Origin of the sequence: Hymenobacter sp. UYP22 (assembly GCF_040547285.1) — a bacterium.
In the GTDB taxonomy this organism is placed as follows: domain Bacteria; phylum Bacteroidota; class Bacteroidia; order Cytophagales; family Hymenobacteraceae; genus Hymenobacter.
The window spans coordinates 77,729-96,275 of the sequence record NZ_JBEPPK010000016.1; the positions used below are offsets into that span (position 1 = coordinate 77,729).

Consider the following 18,547-nt stretch of genomic DNA (forward strand, 5'->3'; position numbering starts at 1 on the left):
TCCAACCCCATGAAAAAAACCACTTTTTTCCTCGCCACCCTCTGTTCCGCGTTGCTGTTGAGCAGCTGCAACAATGAGAAAGCTGATGCCACCACTGCCACGGAAAGCACCATGGAAACCGCCACCACTGATGCTGCGGCGGGTTCCGGTTCGATGGCAGGCATGGATCATTCAAAGGTGAGCAGTGAGACCTCCACCAGTGAATCTCCCATGCTGATGGCCATGAACGATATGATGGCCAAAATGGACGCCATGAAGATGAAGGGCAACACCGACCACGATTTTGCCCACATGATGCTGGAGCACCACAAAGGTGCCCTGGCCATGGCTGACCTCGAGCTGCGCGACGGCAAGGACGCCACCATGCGGCAAATGGCCGAGAAGATCAAGGCTGATCAGCAAAAGGAAATCAGTGAGCTGGAGCCCATTGCTGAGCGGCTAGACTCCGCCCCCAATAACTATAAGCCAATGGATCCGATCGACCCCTTCACCAGCAAGATGAAGGCCTCCATGGACGGCATGATGCAGAACCTGCCCAGCATGGTGGCCGACCCGGACATGAACTTCAACATGATGATGACGGTGCACCACCAAAGCGCCGTGGACATGGCCAAAGCCGAACTGGCTCACGGCAAGGACACCAAGCTCAAGGAGATGGCCCAGATGATGATTGACGCCCAACAGAAGGAAATCGCCGAATTCAAGGCCTGGCACGGCAAAAACGCCGACAAAATGTAATCCGGGTGGCCGGCGGCACTGGCGAAAGAAGCCTATTGCCGACCACCTCACTCCTCCCCACTGCCCATTCGATATTCTTCTCCTCCATGAAGCTTTTCAGCATTTCCCTGACGACCGCCGCTCTGTTTGCCCTGGCTCCCCTGGCCTCGCAGGCCCAGCACTCGCACGCCGGTGGCAAGCCGGATGCCCACACCGCACCTGGCGAAACCCACGCCCACGTAGCCCCGCACGGCGGCGTAGTACGCTCGGCCAACCCCTACCACATGGAGCTGGTGCAGCACACTGGTGAGTTGCACATCTACCTGTTGGCCGATAAAAATGCCTCCGTGCCCAGTAAGTCGCTCTCGGGCACGGTGATGGTGCAAACCACCGACAACAAAACTATGACCGTGACGCTGGTAGCTGGTGGTACCGACCACCTGGTGGCCAAACTGCCCGCCGGGACGAAAGTGCGCACGGCCATCGTCAGCCTGAAAGCCGATGGCAAAGCCATTAACACCCGCTTCGACAAGCTCGACGCGGGGGCTCAGGGTAGCAAGGCGGTTGGCGCCGCTTACGAGTGCCCCATGAAGTGCGAAGGCAGCGCCAGCTCGAAGCCTGGCACCTGCCCAAAGTGCGGCATGGCCCTCGTGAAAAAGGCCTAGGCGGAGCCTGCTTCTCGGACGCCCGGCGTCCGAACCCTCTCCGTCTCGGGCCGCTCGCCGCTGCAACGGTGGGCGGCCCCATGACGGGCTCTAACCTGACAATATGAAGTTTCTAAACCTGAAATGGGCAGCGCAAGGGCTGCTGGTGCTGGCGCTGATTGGGTTGCTCCTAGAAGACGCGCGGGCCCAAACCGCCATCAGCCTCGACAGCGCCGAAGCCCTCACGTTGCGGCGGCACCCACGGCTGCGGCAGTCTGATCGCGAAATCGAGGAGCAGCGCGCGCTCAAACGGGGCTCCTTCGCACCCGCCAACCCGGACTTTCTGTTCTCGGCGCCCACGGGGGAAATGTGGGCCCCCGGCGTAGTACAAACCATCGACTTGCCTAACGTCTACCGGCGCCAGCGCCAAGTGGCCCAGGCAGGTGTTACCCTGGCCGAACGCAACCGCGAGGTGAGCCGGGCCAGCGTGCTGCGCGATACCCGCCTGGCCTACCTCAGCCTGCAGTTTGCCGAGGCGCAGGTGCGACAGCTTACCTATCAGGACAGCCTGTTTCGCGCCCTGCGCGTGGCCACCGAGCGCCTGTTCGCCGCCGGCGAAGTCACCTCCCTGCAGCGCATCAGCACCGACGCCGAGGCGCGGCAGGTGACCGTGCAGCTGCAGCAGGCGACTGCCGACCAGCGCGCCGCCCAGCGCCGCCTGGGCTTGCTGTTGGGCCAACCCACTGCGGCCCTGACCACCACCACCGACCTGCGCCGCACCGGCCCCGAACTGGGGCAGGTGGGTGGGGCGCTGCTCAGCAGTCTGCCCACCGAAGACAGCACCGCCCTGGTACGTAGCCCTACGCTGGCGGCTGCCACCCAGAACGTGGCCTTGAGCCAGTCGGGCATCAGCTTAGTTCGAGCCCGGCGCACACCGGCTCTGACGGTGGGCTATCAGAATCAGGGGTACGATTATTCGCCTACTCGCTACCGCTTCCAGTTTGGGGTATCGGTTCCCATCTGGTTCTGGACCTACCGCTCGCAGCTGCAGGCGGCTACGGCTCGCTCCCAGGCCGCCAACTATCAGCTCCAGGCCCAGCGGCTGGAGTTGAGTGGACAGTATCAGCAGGCCCTAGCTGACTCGCGCAAGTTTGCGGCCTCGCTGGGCTACTACGAACAAACCGGTCTGCCCCAGTCACAGGCCATTATCAGCCAATCCCAGCGCCTGTTCCGCGCCGGGGAAGTCAGCTACCTACAGCTGATTTTGAGCCTGAACCAGGCGTTCGCCATTCAGAATACCTACCTGACCACCATCCGCGACTACCGCCAGGCTTTGGTCGAGCTTAACTACCTGCGGGGCGAATAACCGTCAATCCTCATGAAACAACTCCTGATTTTGCTGCTGGGCCTGCTGCTAAGCGCCTCTGCCTCCGCTCACGGGGGCGAAGACCACGGCGACGGCGCCAAAGCATCGACGCCAGCCGGGGCCACGTCGTTTTCCGTCGCCGCGCTCTCGGAACAGTTTGAGGCGCTGCTGCGCTACGAGCCGCTGGAAGGGGGTAAGCCGGCCGATCTGCGCCTGTTCCTCTCCGACTACGCCACCAACGTCCCTCTCCAAGGCGCCAAGCTCACGCTTACCAACCCGGAAGATGCCAACCTGAAGTGGGCGGTGACCGAACAGGAGCCGGGGGTGTACCTGGTGGAAGGCCAGTTCCCCGCCAACAAGACCTACAGCTTTGCGGCCAACATTGTGGTTGGCGACAAAGCGGACTTGCTGCTGCTGGAAGGTATCAAGGTAGGGGAGAAGCTCCCGGTGGCGGCTGCCACTCCCACTGCGACCCCATCGCTTTTTTCCTCCTGGAAAACCATCCTGGCCGTGGTGGGCGCCTTCGTGCTCGGCATCGCCCTGACAGCGTTGCTGCTGCGCCGCCGGCGCCAATCCCCGGATTCAGTGCTGCACACTTCGGAGCCGGCTTTGACTGCCCGCCACCGCACGCCCATTTCTTAATTATTCAGGATATGAAGACCCACTATAAATTCCTGGCGGCCACAGCCGCAGTTGGCTTCGGATTGACCGTGCTGTTGCCTCCGCCGGGTACGGTACAGGCGCACGGGGGTGAAGACCACGGTGGCGAAGCCAAAGCCAGCACCGGCGTGGCCTTGACCGATGAGGTATTGCTGCCCAAAGAAAGTCAGTTTCTGTTTCAGGTACGGACCAACCTGGCCGAGTACTCCACCACCTATAGCCGGGCCACGCTCTACGGCACGGTATCGGCGGCAGCCGGGGGCGAAGGGCGAGTCGTCGTGCCCCAGGGGGGGCGCATCGTGAGCCTCTCGGCGCAAGTGGGCCAATCCGTGCGGGCCGGGCAGACGCTGGCCGTTATCGAGCAAACCCTGGATGCTACCCAGCAGATTGGACTCAGCACCGAGCGGGCTAATGCCCAGGCCGAATTGCGCGCCGCCCAACAAGACTATGCCCGGCTGCAGAGCATCGCCGACATCGCGGCCCGCAAGGACGTGGTGGCGGCCGAGCTTCGCCTGCGCCAGGCCCGGCAGAACGCCAGCATTTACAACGGGCAGGGTCAGCAGCGCCGAATATCCATTACCTCGCCGGTGAGCGGCACGGTGGATGTATTCAACCTGGCCGTGGGCCAGCAGGTAAACCAGGGCGACGAGCTGCTGCGGGTATTGAACCCGGGTAAGCTGCGGGTGGAAGCTCAGGTGTTTGCCCAGGACTTGGCTAAGATCACGCCCGGCGCGCAGTTCCGCGTGGAAGGCCTGCAGGGGCAGGCCGGTGTACCGGCCCGGCTCGTGGTGTTCTCCAACGTGGTGAACCCCGTGAACCAGGCCCGCCAATTGGTGCTGGAGCTGGACGCTACCGAGAGTAGTGCCTACCGCGCGGGCCAGGCGGTGAACGTGCAGGTCGTAGGTCAGACGGGTGGGGGCCGGTCCCAGCTGGTAGTACCCACTTCCGCTATCACCGACCTCAATGGCAAACCCGTCGTGTTCGTGCACACCGAGCCCGAGCACTTTAAGATTCGCTTTGTGCAGCCGGGAGCGGTCAACGGGCAGCAAACGGTACTGCTGCAAGGCCAGGTCAACGAAAATGACCGGGTAGTGACCGCCGGCACTTACCAGCTCAAGTCCATTTACCTCAACCAATAGTGCCCCCTGCCCGGTGGCCTCACGCTCCGTCCGCTTGCCATGAAAAATCGCTTTGCCTTTGCCGCTTTGCTTGCCCTGCTGACCCTTACCGCCGCCACGGCACAGGCCCAGACGGCCCCCGCCGCCGGCTCCGCTGCCGATGAGGCCGCCGTGAAAATGGTGCTGACCAAGTACCAGCAGGCCGTGCAAAAACTCGATACGACGGGTACCCACCGCCTGTTCGCACCTAACTCCCAGGTGTTTGAGTCGGGCGGGGTGGAAGGCACTTACCGCCACTATGCCGAGCACCATCTGGGGCCGGAGTTGAAAGAGTTCAGCGCCTTCACCTTTAGCGACTACAAGGCCGCCGTGCAGGTCGACGGTCCCTACGCCTTCGCGACGGAGACTTACACCTACACGATCAATCTCAAGAACGGCCCCCAGGATAAGCAGGCCAAGGCGCCTGTTGTCCGCCGCGGGGTGGCCACGTCGGTGCTGCGCAAAAACGCCGCCGGCCAGTGGCAGATTATGAGCACCCACTCCTCGGCTCGCACCCCACGTCCTAAAAAATAAGCAGTCCGGTGGGCCTGGGCTACTTGTCCGGGACGCTGCCGATTCCGGGAGGGGAGGGGCCTTCCGGCCCCCTCGCTTCTTCCTTTTTTGCGCTAACAACCGATGCTCGATCAGATAATTCGCTTTGCCCTGCAGAACCGCCTGCTGATGCTGGCCTTCGCCCTGGGCCTGCTCATTGCCGGCACCTACACCGCGGGCCAGCTGCCCGTGGACGTGCTGCCCGACCTGGACCGTCCTCGCGTGACGGTATTCTTAGAAGCCCCGGGCATGGCGCCCGAGGAAGTGGAGGCCCTGGTGACGCTACCCGTGGAAACGGCCCTGAACGGAGCCACCGGCGTGTCGGCGGTGCGCTCCAACTCGGCCATCGGCCTGGGCATGGTGTTCGTGGAGTTCGACTACGGCACCGATATTTTCACGGCCCGCCAGATCGTGAGTGAAAAGCTCCAGACCACCGGCGAGCAGCTGCCCCAGGGCGTAACGCCCGTGCTGGGGCCCATTTCCTCGGTTATGGGCCAGATTATGCTCGTGGGCCTGACAGGAGGCAAGCAGACCAATGCGGCTGATTTGCGCACGCTGGCCAACTACACCGTGCGCCAACGCCTGCTCTCCATACCCGGCGTGGCCCAGGTCATTCCCATCGGCGGCGACAACCTGCAGTACCAGGTGCTGCTGGACATGCCCCGGCTAAATGCCACCGGCCTGACGGTAAACCAGGTGGAGGAAGCCTTGCGCCAGTCCAACCTGAACACCACGGGCAACTTCTTCGACCGTAATGGCTCGGAGGTGCTCATCCGCAACCTGGGCCGGCTGCGCTCGGTCAAGGACATCGAAAACATTATCGTCGGCTACCGCGACCAGTCCCCGGTCCGCGTGGCGGACGTGGCTAACGTGGAATTCGGGGCCCGCTTCAAGCGCGGCGACGGCAGCGTGAACGGTAAGCCCGCCGTCATCCTGAGCATTGAGAAGCAGCCGGGGGCCGCCACCGTGGGTCTCACGCAGGCCGTGGAGAAGGCCCTGGTCGAGCTCAAGCCCTCTTTGCCCAAGGATGTGCAGGTAAATACGCGCCTGTTCAAGCAGTCGGAGTTCATTGATTCCTCCATTACCAACGTGGAGGAGGCCTTGCGCGATGGGGCCATTCTCGTGGTCATCGTCTTGTTTGCCTTTCTGCTGAATGTGCGCACCACCTTTATTTCGTTGGTGGCTATTCCGTTATCGCTGCTCGTGACGGCGCTGGTGTTTCGCCTGGCGGGCATCTCCATCAACACCATGACGTTGGGCGGGCTGGCCATCGCCATCGGCGAGCTCGTGGACGATGCCATCGTGGACGTGGAGAACGTATACCGCCGCCTGCGCGAAAACCGGCAACGGGCCACTCCCCAGCCGGTACTCAAGGTTATCTATGCGGCCTCATCGGAGGTACGCAACTCCATCGTGTACGCCACCATCATCGTGGTGCTGGTGTTCCTGCCGCTGTTTGCGCTGGAAGGCATGGAAGGACGAATCTTTGCGCCCTTGGGCATTGCCTACATCACCAGCATCGTGGCTTCGCTGTTCGTGTCGCTCACCGTCACGCCGGTGCTATGTTACTACCTACTGCCGAAGATGAAGCAGATGGACCACCCCGAAACGGATGGTCCACTGGTGCGCTGGCTGAAGAAGAAGGATACTCGCCTGCTTACTTGGGGCCTGACCCACCCTAAACTCATCCTGACCTCCACGGCCTTGCTCTTTGTCATGGCCGCGGCCATGGTGCCTTTCTTCGGCACGGAGTTTCTGCCGCCTTTCAACGAAGGCTCGCTGACGGTCAACTTCTCGGCCCCCGCCGGCACGTCGCTAACGGAAAGCAACCGGTTGGGCACGCTGGGTGAGGAGCAAATGCTCAAGATTCCGGAAGTGGCCTACACGGCCCGCCGCACCGGCCGCGCCGAGCTCGACGAGCACGCCGAGTCGGTGAATAACTCGGAAATTGAGGTGGCCTTCAAAACGGAGGAAGAACTGGAAAAGGAGGGCAAAACCATGCGCAGCCGGGACGAGATTCTGGCCGATATGCGCCAGAAGCTCAGCCTGATCACGGGCGTGAACGTGAACATCGGCCAGCCCATCTCCCACCGCCTCGACCACCTCTTGTCGGGCGTGCGTGCCCAGGTGGCCATCAAGGTGTTCGGCAATGATTTGCTGGAGCTGCGCCGCTACGCCAATGAAATCCGCACGGCGGCCGGCACGGTGCCGGGCGTGGTGGACCTACAGGTCGAGAAGCAGGTGCAGATACCGCAGCTGCTCATCCGGCCCAAGGACGACGCCCTACGAGCCTACGGCATGGCCCGGGGCGAAGTGGTGCGTGACCTGGAAACCCTGTTTCAGGGCGCCGTGGTCTCGCAGATGCTCGACGGGCAGAAGCGCTTCGACCTGGTGGTGAAGCTGCCCGAAGCGCAGCGCAACGACATCGCGGCCATTGGCCAGACCCGCATTGAGACGCCCACGGGCGCCATGATTCCCGTGAGCCAGGTGGCGGATGTCATCTACGAGCCGGGGCCCAACACCGTCAACCACGAAAATACCCAGCGCCGCATTACCATCTCGCTTAACGTAGCCGAGCGCGACCTGGGCTCCACGGTGAAGGAGATTCAAGCCAAAGTCAGCCAGCAGGTGAAGCTGCCGGCGGGCTACTACCTCACCTACGGCGGGCAGTTCGAGAGCCAGCAGTCGGCCTCGCAAAAGATTCTGTGGCTGAGCTTGTTTTCGCTGGCCGGCATCTTCCTGGTGCTCTACTCGCACTTCAAGTCCACCTACATGGTGGGCCAGATTATGCTTAACATCCCCCTGGCCCTGATTGGCTCGGTGGTGGCGGTGCTGCTCACGGGCAGCACGTTCAGCATTGCCTCGCTCGTGGGCTTTATCACGCTCACCGGCATTGCCTCGCGCAACGGCATCATGATGATTTCCCACTACATCCACCTCGTGGAGCATGAGGGCGAGACCTTCGGCAAAAAGATGATCGTCCGCGGCTCGCTGGAGCGCCTGGTGCCCGTGCTGATGACGGCGCTGGTAGCGGCCCTGGCCCTGGTGCCGCTCACGCTGGCCAAGGACGCCCCGGGCAAGGAAATCCTCTACCCGGTGGCCACCGTCATCCTCGGAGGGCTGCTCTCGTCCACCTTTCTCGACATCATCGTCACGCCCGTGGTGTTCTGGCTGGTAGGGGAGAAGGCCTTGACCCAGTATTTCGCCGCCCATCGGGAAGTAGGCCTGGATGAGCACCCGCAGGAACTGGATGCGCAGCCGCTCACGCCCCCGGGCGATCAGACCGATTTGTCCCCGGCCCTGTAGCCCTTGTCCCATGGCCTCCACGCTCCTGTATGTCCGGCATATGGTCTGCTCAAAGTGCATCCTGGTAGTGCGCGAACTCCTCGTGGAGTTGGGCCTGGTGCCGTTACGCGTGGAACTGGGGGAAGTGGAACTGCTGGGCACCCAGCAGGTCATTGACTGGGCCCGACTGCAGCAGCGTCTGGAAGCGGAAGGCTTTGCCTTGCTCGACCGGCTCTCCCCCCAGCAGCGCCTCGTAGTGCAAATCAAGGAAGTAATTGCCGAGCTGCTGCGTAAGGAGCCCGCCGCGCTACGTAGCGGACACTTCTCCCGACTGCTGAGCGAGCGCCTGCAGCGACGCTTTGCTTACCTGAGCGACGTGTTTTCGGCCACTGAAGGACTGAGCCTGGAACAGTACGTCATCCGGCAGCGCGTGGAAGAGGCCCGGTGCCTGCTGCGGGATGGTACGCTGCCCGTGGGGCGCATTGCTACAGTACTGGGATTTAGCAATCTGGGCCACCTCTCCAGGCAGTTTCAGCGCGCAACGGGGCTTTCTCCCAGCGAGTACCGCCGCCAGTGCCTTCTGCAGGCTTCCGTCGCTACACTTTCTGATTCGGGTGCAAGCGGCTAAGGCCTTGTAGGGTTCGGGTTCTTGCTAAAATAGCACCTTGACGGGGTAAGCCGAGAAAGCGGCTTGCAAAAGTGGAGCCGAGTAAATTATGCAGGTAATCGGCTTTAATCGTGCACAACTACTGGCTGCACGGCAAGTATATACTGGAAATTATTCATCCTTAACCTTCCAGTATCATGCACACTCAAAACCAGAACCTGCTCGACGCCCTCAATGCCTGCATCGCCTCGTGCGAACACTGCGCTACCGCCTGCCTGCAAGAGCAGGATGTGCGCATGATGGTCCGCTGTATTAGCCTGGACCGGGACTGTGCCGACATCTGCGCCCTCACCGCTCGTCTGCTGGCCCGCGGCTCTGAGCACGCCCAGCACCTGCTGCGCGAGTGCGCCGAAATCTGCAAGGCCTGTGGTGACGAATGCGAAAAGCACGGCGCGCATATGCAGCACTGCCGGGAGTGCGCGGAAGCCTGCCGCCGCTGCGAGCAGGCCTGCCGTCAAGGTTTGAACGCCTAGACTACCTGACACCAAAAAAGCCAGCTCATGTGAATTGAGCTGGCTTTTTGCATTTGTATGAGTGTAATGTTGCAAGCAATAAACCCGATAGTACATTTCTTACTATTTGACGGGATTTTACCTTTGAACTAATCACGCGGTGCCCTAATACCTGTAGCGGCTCACCCCCTTCCCAGACTTGCCCGATACTGCGCAGCCCCGCTGTTAGCTCTTTACGGAGACCAGTGCGGTGACTTGAATGGGACGATCTCCCAAGAATCAGCAACTGGCTCAGCTTCTTATCTGCTCGCTTTTCATCTGCTCGCTTTTCATCTGCTCGCTTTTCATCTGCTCGCTTTGCCACTTAGAGCATGGTCTACAGATGTAAACGCCACTTCTCCCATGGTTTGTGCTCATAATTCGGAGTTTGGGTGTGGCATGCCTGGCAGTAGTGACCCGTGCATTATCCTTCTCTTACCTGCCACTGCCCGATAGGTGGTAATGTCGGGGCGCGCACGCTTGGCTGAAAGCTTACTGATTTTCGATGACTGCCTTTTACCTCTTACCCTTATCACGACAATCGTGTGGGTATTCTACAAAAAGTAGTGTAGCGGTTTCCCCGACTCTTTCTCCACGATACATGAAAAATTTCCTGCTCTTAGCTTGGCTGTTGGTGCTGACTGGTGTTGTGCGGGCCCAGGTGGTCTCAACCGCTCCGGCTTTCTTTGCGGCGACTGACCCAGTTACTCTGTCCTTTGATGCCACGCAAGGCAACCAGGGCCTGAACAACTTTACCGGTGACGTGTACGCTCACATCGGGGTTATCACTAACCTTAGCGCTTCACCTTCGGATTGGAGGTATGTGAAATTTACCAATTTTACCGCTCCTGACCCCTCGGTGCTGCTTACCCGCACCGGCCCTAATACCTACGCGTTAAGCATCACGCCCAGCGTGCGGGCCTGGTTCAACGTGCCGGCCGCCGAGCAGGTTCTGAAGTTGGCCATGGTGTTTCGCAACGCCGCCGGCACCCAGGTCGGCCGGGCCACCGGTGGGGCTGATATCTTCGTGGACGTAAGCCAGAGCAGCGCCCTGGCCGTGCGCCTTACTGCCCCAGCAACGGGTCAGAACCCCATCTTTATCAGCTCGGGGGCACCGGTGAACGTGGCGGGTGTCGCCTCTCAGGCCGCGACTCTAACGCTGCGTCTTAATGGCACCCAGGTCGGCCAGCAATCCAATGCCACGAGCTTTACCGGCAGCGTGACGCCCACCCGGGCGGGCCGCAACGTCATCCGCCTCACAGCTACCCTGGGCACCACGTCCGTGTCGGACTCGGCCATTGTGTACGTGCGCCCGGTTGTAACCACGGCCGCCCTGCCCGCCGGCGTACGCGACGGCATCAACTACTTGGCTGGGGGAGCTTCCGCCGTGCTGGTGCTCACGGCCCCGGGCAAACAGTTCGTGTACGCCCTCGGCGAGTTCAACAACTGGCAGCCCGACCAGCCGGCCTACATGAACCAGACGCCCGACGGCAACCAGTGGTGGGTGCAGCTCAACGGCCTGACGCCGGGGCGCGAATACGCCTACCAGTACCTGGTGGATGGCAGCCTGCGCGTGGCCGACCCGTACGCTGAGAAAGTGCTCGACCCCAATAACGACCGCTTCATTCCGGCCGTAACCTTCCCCAACCTAAAGGCTTACCCCACGGGCCAGACCTCGGGCATCGTGTCGGTGCTGCAAACCAATCAGCCGGCGTACACCTGGCAGGTGCCTACCTTTCAGAAGCCGGCAAAAAGCAAGCTGGTCATCTATAAGCTGCTGGTACGCGACTTCATGGCCCGCCACGACTACCAGACCCTGGTGGACACGTTAGGCTACCTGCAGCGCCTCGGGGTCAACGTCATCGAGTTGTTGCCGGTGGGCGAGTTCGAGGGCAACGAGTCGTGGGGCTACAACCCCTCCTTTCACCTGGCCCCCGACAAGTACTACGGCCCCAAGAACGAACTCAAGCGCTTCATCGATTCCGCCCACGCCCGCGGCATCGCCGTGACGCTGGATATGGTGCTCAACCACGCCTTTGGCCAGAACCCGATGGTGCAACTGTACTTCGACGGGGCAGCCGGCAAGCCGGCCGCGAACTCACCCTGGTTTAATGCTGACGCCACGCACCCCTTCAACGTGGGGTACGACTTCAACCATGAAAGCGCTTTCACCAAAACGTACGCCAAACGGGTGATGGAATTCTGGCTGCAGGAATATCACCTGGATGGATACCGCTTCGATCTGTCCAAAGGCTTCACCCAGACCGTTTCCGGCACCAACGTGGGTCAGTGGAGCCAGTACGACCAGTCCCGGGTGAACATCTGGATGGAGTACAACAATTTCATTAAAACAGTGGACCCGAATGCGTTCGTTATTCTGGAGCACTTTGCCGATAATACCGAAGAACGGGTGCTGGCCAACGCGGGCATGCTGCTGTGGGGCAACCTTAACTACAACTACAACGAGGCTACCATGGGCTTTCTGCCCAACTCCAACTTCAGCGGGGGCTACTACGGCAGCACCGCCCAGGGTGGCCGCGGCTGGGCGCAGCCGGGCCTGGTGACCTACATGGAAAGCCACGACGAGGAGCGGCTGATGTACCGCAACCTCACCTTTGGCAACCAATCCAACCCCGCCCACAACGTGCGCGACCTCACCACTGCTCTGGCCCGCAACGAGGCCGCGGCCGCGTTTTTCTTCACCGTACCAGGCCCCAAGATGCTGTGGCAGTTTGGCGAGCTGGGCTACGAGGTGAGCATCGACTTCAACGGGCGCACCGGCAATAAGCCTATCCGCTGGAACTACTACCAGGAACCCGCCCGCCGTAAGCTCTACGACACCTACCGGGCGCTGATAGCCCTGAAGAAGAGTCAGGCCGTGTTCGACAACCCCACCAGCTATACCCAACAGCTGGCCGGCGCGGGCAAATCCATCCACCTGGGCGATGCCACGCAGCAAGTGACCGTTCTGGGCAACTTCGACGTGACCAGTATCACCATTGACCCAGCCTTTCAACGGCCCGGCAAGTGGTACAACTACCTCAGCGGCGACAGTATTACCGTGACCAACGTGAATGCCCAACTAAACCTGCAGCCCGGGGAGTACCGCGTGTACACCACGCAGCGGGTGCGGCGTGCCGGTATAGTGCTCAGCACCAGGGGGGCGCAACAAGGCACCGCGCTGAACTTGAGCGTCGCCCCGAACCCGGCCGGTACTCGGGCCACCGTGCGACTGACTACGCCTGTTACGGCCCCGGTGACGGTGAGCGTACGTAACCTGCTCGGCGGTGAAGTACACCGGGTACAGTTGTCCCCGCGTCCTGCCGGCACGGTCGTGGAAATACCGCTGAAACTCGATAGTTTGTCGGCTGGAGTATACTTAGTTAACGTGGTAAGCGGTAACCTTACGGCCACTACGCGACTTTTGATCCAACCCTAACAAACAGGCTTTTCTACTACCTTATGGAATGACCATCACAATTTGGTGGCACTGTTCGTAGGGGATTAAACTAGACTCACGGGGCTGAAAAGACTCCAACTACTTGATCCTAACGAAATAGTTCATGGTATGAACTCTCCTGCAAATCATATAAGCCCGAAGCGCAATTCTATACCCCTGGCGCCGCACTGGAGTCTATTTTTGTGCGTTGTACACCCAGTACCGACTAGCTCGGCGACCTTACTTCTTCTTCCCATGAAAACTCTGCAATTCAAGACCAACATTAACTGCGGCGGCTGCATTAAAGCCGTTACGCCGACCCTGAACCAAGAAGCTGGCGTGGGTAACTGGCAAGTGGACACGACTAGCCCCGACAAGATTCTCACCGTCACCTCCGACCAGCTCACGGCGGAGCAAGTGGTTCAGGCCGTTGAGAAAGCCGGCTTTAACATTGCGGCTGCTTAAGCGCCTTCGTTGTCTGCACGTAAAACGCCCGGTTCTGCCGGGCGTTTTTGGTTTTCAGGGTGCCTAGCACTGGAAAGCATGGAAATTATGTAGGCTGCGCGCGCAATAGCAGCAAACACGCCCCCACCCACTCTGCGTAAAGCGAACCGCCGGTCACGTCCTGCTAGCCTGCTGGCACAGCAACACGACTTCTCTGATTTGCTTCGTCGTGGCCGGGAAAAAGCGGCGCTGCACTACCGGAAAATGTTGCGGCGCCGGGAATCCGGAAAGGGCTCCGCTCTTTCGGCGGTTTTCTGCTGTTCAATTCTTTGCCTGCCTCTATGTTCTCAGATTTTCCCAACCTGCACCCCCTGGTGGTGCATCTACCTATTGTCCTGCTGCTGCTCAGCGCGGGCCTGCAGGCGCTGAACGTGTACAAGGACTGGCCACCGGTGAAGTGGATTACCATGGCCGTGATGGCCGGCGGCTTTCTGGGAGCTCTGGCCGCCAGCACCGTGTTTCATGCCATGCCCATGGGTCTGGCACCCCGGGCCGCCGCCGTTTTTGAAGCCCACGAAAAGTTCGCGGGCTACACCCTGTGGCTTTCCGGCATTACCTTGCTGCTGACCGGTGTCGGCACGTTTTTCAAGATTCAGCGGCGGGCCTACGAAATCCTGGTGCTGGTGTTGGCCATAGCCACGGCCGGGGTATTGTCGGTGGCTGGGCACCGTGGGGCGCAGCTGGTGTACGTCGAGGGCGTGGGGCCGCAGGGCCGCCTGCTCGATAAAAGCCACGGCCATGGGGGCGGGGAAGCCATGCCCGCTATGGAGATGGAGGCCGATACGCACAACGAGGCGGCAGGGGGCAACGACCACAACGCGAACCAGGCTCCCGCTTCACCCAACCCACTCGCGGCCCCGGGTTCTGCTGATATGCCCGGCATGGACATGAACGGGCCCGCCTCCACCAGCAAGGACAGCCGCACGGCCCCGGGCGCGATGGACAACAGGGCTATGCCCGGCCGCCAGCCGGCTGGTCCGCCAGCCCCCGCTAACAGCACCATGCCGGACATGCCGGGCATGCGCATGCCCGCTGAAAAGAGGAGTCAGCCCATGCCCGCGGGCATGGATAGGAGCCGCCCGGCCCGGCAGAAACCCATGAACGATATGCCCGGGATGGAGAATATGCCCGGCATGAGCCCGCCGAAACCAGGCGCCATAAAGCCAGCCAAAGCCCCATCCGGCATGGCGGGCATGGGCACTATGGCCGATATGCCGGGCATGAAGGCGCCGGGTTCAAAGCAGCCCAAGCAAGCCACGCCGCCAATGGACAACATGAGCGATATGCCCGGTATGGAAAAAGGCCAGCCCATGCCCGCCATGGGCCCGATGCCGGGCATGCGCATGCCCACCAACCCCCTGGACAAGTTCCGCTTCGAGGACAACAACCCCGCCCGTAACAAACCCAAGCATGCTAACCAGTAGCGACCCGATGAGATTATTTGCCCTTCTACTCTTTCTGCTTGGTTCGCTTTCCCTGGCCGCCCAAACGCCCCAGCACCAGGCCATGCCCAAAAGCAAGGCCGCCAATGGCCCGGCCACCCCGCCCCCGGATCAGGACCTGCGGGGCCACGTGGTGGCGCCCCGCACGGGCCACGCCGGCCACCGGGTCGAATATGACCTGTACGTGGATGAGCGGGAGGTAAGCTACACCGGCAAAACCCGCCTGGCTATTGCCATCAACGGGCAGATTCCGGCCCCCACGCTGCGCTTCACTGAGGGCGACACGGCTATCATCCGGGTACACAACCAGATGAGCGTGGAAACCAGCATTCACTGGCATGGGCTGCTGCTGCCTAACGACCAGGACGGGGTGCCCTACCTTAACACGGCCCCCATTGAGCCGGGCGGCATGCACACCTTCACGTTTCCGCTGATCCAGAGCGGCACCTATTGGTACCACTCCCATACCATGCTGCAGGAGCAGAACGGGCTGTACGGCTCCATCGTCATTCAGCCCAAGCAGGTGAAGTACGAGCTCAAGGAGTACGTGCTCCTGCTCTCCGACTGGACCGACCACCCACCCAAGGAAGTGCTGCGCTACCTCAAGCGGGCCGGCGAGTGGTTTGCCGTGCAGAAAGGCGCGACGCAGAGCTACGGGGAGGCTATTGCGGCCGGCTATTTCAAGGACAAAGTCCGGCAGGAGTGGGGCCGCATGCCGGCCATGGACCTCACCGACATCTATTACAACAAGTTCCTCACCAACGGCCGCGAGCAGAGCTACTACCCTGACGCCAAGCCCGGGGAAGTGGTGCGCCTGCGCGTCATCAACGGCAGCGCCTCCTCCTACTTCTACCTGCAGTATGCCGGCGGCCCCATGCAGGTCATCGCCGCCGATGGCATCAACGTGGAGCCCTTTCCCGTCAGCAAGCTTGAAATTGCCACGGCCGAAACCTACGACCTGCTGGTGACCATTCCACCCGCGGGCGCGGCCGAACTGCGAGCCACCGCCAACGACATCACGGGCTACTCGTCCAGCTTCTTTGGAGCCGGCGAGCCGATGAAAGCGCCCGATTTGCCGCGCATTAACTACTTCCAGATGATGCGGGAAATGGGCAGCATGGGTAATATGACCGGTATGGACATGGGCGGCAACGGCCAGATGGACCCTAACGGCGGCATGAAGGGCATGGATATGAAAGGGGGCAGTGGGGAGATGAAAGGCATGAACATGCCGGCCGGCCGGCAGTCTACGCAGCCCGCGGACCCCTCTATGAAAGGGATGGATATGAAAAACGGAACCATGCCCGCCAGCACGGCCCCCTCTCCCCAAAACCGGCCCATGAACATGCAGGAAAAGAGCGGTAAGAGCATGGGCAATACGCAGGACATGGGTAGTATGGCCGGCATGGACATGGGCGGTGGAATGGCCGGCATGAGCATGGGGGGCGCGGGCGGCGACTTTAACTACAACCAGTTGCGGGCCCTGAATCCGACCACCCTGGATTCTACCCGGCAGTGGCGCGACATCAAGCTTACGCTCACCGGCAACATGCTGCGCTACATCTGGTCGTTTGACAACAAAACCTTGTCGGAAGCCGACAAAATTCCCATCCGCCGGGGTGAGAACGTGCGCATGACCTTCACCAACCTGACCATGATGCGCCACCCGCTGCACCTGCACGGGCACTTCTTCCGCCTGGTCAACGCCCAGGGCGCTTACTCGCCCATGAAGCACACCTTCGACATCCCGGCCATGGGCACGGTGACCATCGAATTTGAGGCCAACGAGTACCAGGACTGGTTTTTCCACTGCCACATCCTCTACCACATGATGGCCGGCATGGCCCGCATCATCAGCTACGACGCCAGCCCCCAGAACGAGTACGCGAAGGGGAATTACAAGATGCTTAAGCGCGAGGACAATGCGGTCTACCCCTGGCTCGATTTATCGGTCCACTCTCAGGGGGCCTTCCTGGAAGGCAATCTTTCCAATAACCGCAACGCGCTGGAATTCGAGGGCCGGGTCAATTACCAGGGAAACTACGAAACCGAAACCCACTTGCTGCGCTACCTCGATAAGCGGCAATTCTGGGCGGCCTTCGTGGGCTATGATTTTCGGGACAACAAGACGTTACGTGGGTCGCCCCTGGAAAAAGGCCGTCCTCGAGACAACAACATCAATTTCCGCCGGCAAACCGAACTCGGCGTGTACTATCTGCTCCCCCTACTTGTGCGCGCAGAGTTACGCTCTGATCTGACTGGTCAGGTGCGTCTGCAACTCGAGCGCCGGGATTTGCCCCTGAGTAATAATGTGTTTATGGACATCCGGGGCAACACGGACCGGGAGTTTACGCTCGGCTTCCGCTACATGGTCAGCAAGTACGCCTCGCTGAGCACCAACTACGATAACCAGTATGGCTGGGGCGCCGGTCTGACCTTTCATTACTAGCAAAGCGCCCCTCAAGAGCGTTGCTTTGCCCGCTGCCTCCTGAGCCGCTACTTGAGTGGTCTATCCTGGCGCGGCTGATTTACCCCATTATGTACATTCGCAAGCACATTCATTGGCGCGTTATCTGGCGCCATTCCTGGAAGGACGTGCTCCTTTTCCTGACTTACGATCTGCTCTTGGCCGTACTCTACGGACCGCTGCACTGGCATTGGCTGGACGTGCCCTGGCAGCTGGTCAGCATCGTGGGCGTGGCCGTGTCGTTCTACGTGGGCTTCAAGAACAGCAGCTCTTACAACCGCTTTTCCGAAGCCCGCCAGCTGTGGGGCGGGATTGTCAACCGCAGTCGCAGCTGGACGATGCTGGTGCTGGGCCATACCCAGCCGGCCAACCTGGTGACGACCACCCTAGCGCAGCTGGCGTTTCAGCGACAACTGGTGTACCGGCAGCTGGCCTGGGTCAATGCGCTACGCCTGCACCTGCGTCGTCAGCCTGAGCGCTGGCAGGCGGAGGTGGCACCCCTGCTCGACCCGGCCGAGGCCACGCAGCTGCAACAGCTGGCCAATCCACCCGCTCAGCTGCTGCTGCGGCAAACGCAGGCCCTGCGCGAGGCCGAAGGGCTGTTCAGTGAGTTGCAGCTGCGTACTCTGTGTGAAGAGCTACGCGAGATGACCAACCTGCAGGGCGGCTGTGAGCGCATCAAGAATACGCCGTTTCCCCGGCAGTATGCTTTTTCCAGTCTGGTGTTCGTGTGGCTCTTTATTGCCCTACTGCCCCTGGGCTTGCTGGCCGAATTCGAGAAGCTGGGTCATGGCCACTACTGGCTGACCGTGCCGTTCTCCGTGCTGGTATCCTGGGTGTTCATCACCATTGAGCTGGTGGGCCACATCAGCGAGGACCCGTTTGAGAACCGCATGAACGACGTGCCCATGACGGCGCTCTGCCGCAGCATCGAGATTGATTTGCGCCAGATGCTGGGCGAACAGCAGGTGCCCGCGCCCGTGCAAGCTGAACATGGCATACTTTACTAGCCGCCCGTACTACACCCTGCTTTCTCCTTGCGCCTGACAGAAAGGTCCATATCCCTACGGACTGTAGCTACTCCACCTGCTAAAAGGTGTTTAAAGTTAGAAGATTGACAACCGAGGGAAGCTTGCCAAGTCAAACCGGTTCACCG

At 61.0% G+C, this 18,547-nt stretch carries 14 protein-coding genes; all 14 read left to right on the top strand.

The features are described from left to right. Positions 1 to 9 precede the first annotated feature (9 nt). Positions 10 to 738, top strand: a complete 729-nt coding sequence (locus ABIB60_RS19540) for a DUF305 domain-containing protein (RefSeq protein ID WP_052381919.1) — start codon at positions 10 to 12, stop codon at positions 736 to 738. A gap of 86 nt (positions 739 to 824) precedes the next feature. Beyond that, entirely contained in the window at positions 825 to 1,382 is a 558-nt protein-coding gene (locus ABIB60_RS19545) for a heavy metal-binding domain-containing protein (RefSeq protein WP_052381920.1), read from the top strand. 103 nt (positions 1,383 to 1,485) lie between these two features. After that, a complete protein-coding gene (locus ABIB60_RS19550; RefSeq protein WP_044019241.1) occupies positions 1,486 to 2,727 on the top strand; it encodes a TolC family protein in 1,242 nt (413 codons plus the stop codon). Between the two features lie 12 nt (positions 2,728 to 2,739). Further along, entirely contained in the window at positions 2,740 to 3,369 is a 630-nt protein-coding gene (locus ABIB60_RS19555; protein ID WP_044019242.1) for a hypothetical protein, read from the top strand. Between the two features lie 11 nt (positions 3,370 to 3,380). Further along, a complete protein-coding gene (locus ABIB60_RS19560; RefSeq protein ID WP_044019243.1) occupies positions 3,381 to 4,526 on the top strand; it encodes an efflux RND transporter periplasmic adaptor subunit in 1,146 nt (381 codons plus the stop codon). A 39-nt stretch (positions 4,527 to 4,565) separates the two neighbouring features. Then, complete coding sequence (locus tag ABIB60_RS19565; protein WP_044019244.1) at positions 4,566 to 5,078, top strand: YybH family protein; 513 nt, start codon at positions 4,566 to 4,568, stop codon at positions 5,076 to 5,078. Positions 5,079 to 5,180: 102 nt separating this feature from the next. Next, complete coding sequence (locus ABIB60_RS19570) at positions 5,181 to 8,402, top strand: efflux RND transporter permease subunit (RefSeq protein WP_044019245.1); 3,222 nt, start codon at positions 5,181 to 5,183, stop codon at positions 8,400 to 8,402. A gap of 10 nt (positions 8,403 to 8,412) precedes the next feature. Continuing rightward, positions 8,413 to 9,009 carry an AraC family transcriptional regulator gene (locus tag ABIB60_RS19575; protein WP_071884652.1) on the top strand — a complete coding sequence of 199 codons (597 nt, stop codon included), beginning with the start codon at positions 8,413 to 8,415 and terminating at the stop codon, positions 9,007 to 9,009. A gap of 176 nt (positions 9,010 to 9,185) precedes the next feature. After that, complete coding sequence (locus tag ABIB60_RS19580) at positions 9,186 to 9,521, top strand: four-helix bundle copper-binding protein (RefSeq protein ID WP_071884653.1); 336 nt, start codon at positions 9,186 to 9,188, stop codon at positions 9,519 to 9,521. A 619-nt stretch (positions 9,522 to 10,140) separates the two neighbouring features. Next, the gene (locus ABIB60_RS19585; protein ID WP_135437007.1) at positions 10,141 to 12,978 is read left to right on the top strand and encodes an alpha-amylase family glycosyl hydrolase; all 2,838 of its coding nucleotides are present in this window, start codon (positions 10,141 to 10,143) and stop codon (positions 12,976 to 12,978) included. Between the two features lie 255 nt (positions 12,979 to 13,233). After that, entirely contained in the window at positions 13,234 to 13,443 is a 210-nt protein-coding gene (locus tag ABIB60_RS19590; protein ID WP_044019248.1) for a heavy-metal-associated domain-containing protein, read from the top strand. A 320-nt stretch (positions 13,444 to 13,763) separates the two neighbouring features. After that, positions 13,764 to 14,906 carry a DUF2231 domain-containing protein gene (locus ABIB60_RS19595; RefSeq protein WP_052381922.1) on the top strand — a complete coding sequence of 381 codons (1,143 nt, stop codon included), beginning with the start codon at positions 13,764 to 13,766 and terminating at the stop codon, positions 14,904 to 14,906. 7 nt (positions 14,907 to 14,913) lie between these two features. Then, complete coding sequence (locus tag ABIB60_RS19600) at positions 14,914 to 17,373, top strand: multicopper oxidase domain-containing protein (RefSeq protein WP_156109487.1); 2,460 nt, start codon at positions 14,914 to 14,916, stop codon at positions 17,371 to 17,373. 89 nt (positions 17,374 to 17,462) lie between these two features. Next, a complete protein-coding gene (locus tag ABIB60_RS19605; RefSeq protein WP_044019249.1) occupies positions 17,463 to 18,401 on the top strand; it encodes a bestrophin family protein in 939 nt (312 codons plus the stop codon). Positions 18,402 to 18,547: the final 146 nt, after the last annotated feature.

Coding starts and splice junctions, on each gene's coding strand:
- ABIB60_RS19540 (WP_052381919.1), top strand. CDS start 10: ATGAAAAAAACCACTTTTTTCCTCGCCACCCTCTGTTCCGCGTTGCTG.
- ABIB60_RS19555 (WP_044019242.1), top strand. CDS start 2,740: ATGAAACAACTCCTGATTTTGCTGCTGGGCCTGCTGCTAAGCGCCTCT.
- ABIB60_RS19600 (WP_156109487.1), top strand. CDS start 14,914: ATGAGATTATTTGCCCTTCTACTCTTTCTGCTTGGTTCGCTTTCCCTG.
- ABIB60_RS19550 (WP_044019241.1), top strand. CDS start 1,486: ATGAAGTTTCTAAACCTGAAATGGGCAGCGCAAGGGCTGCTGGTGCTG.
- ABIB60_RS19545 (WP_052381920.1), top strand. CDS start 825: ATGAAGCTTTTCAGCATTTCCCTGACGACCGCCGCTCTGTTTGCCCTG.
- ABIB60_RS19560 (WP_044019243.1), top strand. CDS start 3,381: ATGAAGACCCACTATAAATTCCTGGCGGCCACAGCCGCAGTTGGCTTC.
- ABIB60_RS19590 (WP_044019248.1), top strand. CDS start 13,234: ATGAAAACTCTGCAATTCAAGACCAACATTAACTGCGGCGGCTGCATT.
- ABIB60_RS19575 (WP_071884652.1), top strand. CDS start 8,413: ATGGCCTCCACGCTCCTGTATGTCCGGCATATGGTCTGCTCAAAGTGC.
- ABIB60_RS19605 (WP_044019249.1), top strand. CDS start 17,463: ATGTACATTCGCAAGCACATTCATTGGCGCGTTATCTGGCGCCATTCC.
- ABIB60_RS19565 (WP_044019244.1), top strand. CDS start 4,566: ATGAAAAATCGCTTTGCCTTTGCCGCTTTGCTTGCCCTGCTGACCCTT.
- ABIB60_RS19570 (WP_044019245.1), top strand. CDS start 5,181: ATGCTCGATCAGATAATTCGCTTTGCCCTGCAGAACCGCCTGCTGATG.
- ABIB60_RS19595 (WP_052381922.1), top strand. CDS start 13,764: ATGTTCTCAGATTTTCCCAACCTGCACCCCCTGGTGGTGCATCTACCT.
- ABIB60_RS19580 (WP_071884653.1), top strand. CDS start 9,186: ATGCACACTCAAAACCAGAACCTGCTCGACGCCCTCAATGCCTGCATC.
- ABIB60_RS19585 (WP_135437007.1), top strand. CDS start 10,141: ATGAAAAATTTCCTGCTCTTAGCTTGGCTGTTGGTGCTGACTGGTGTT.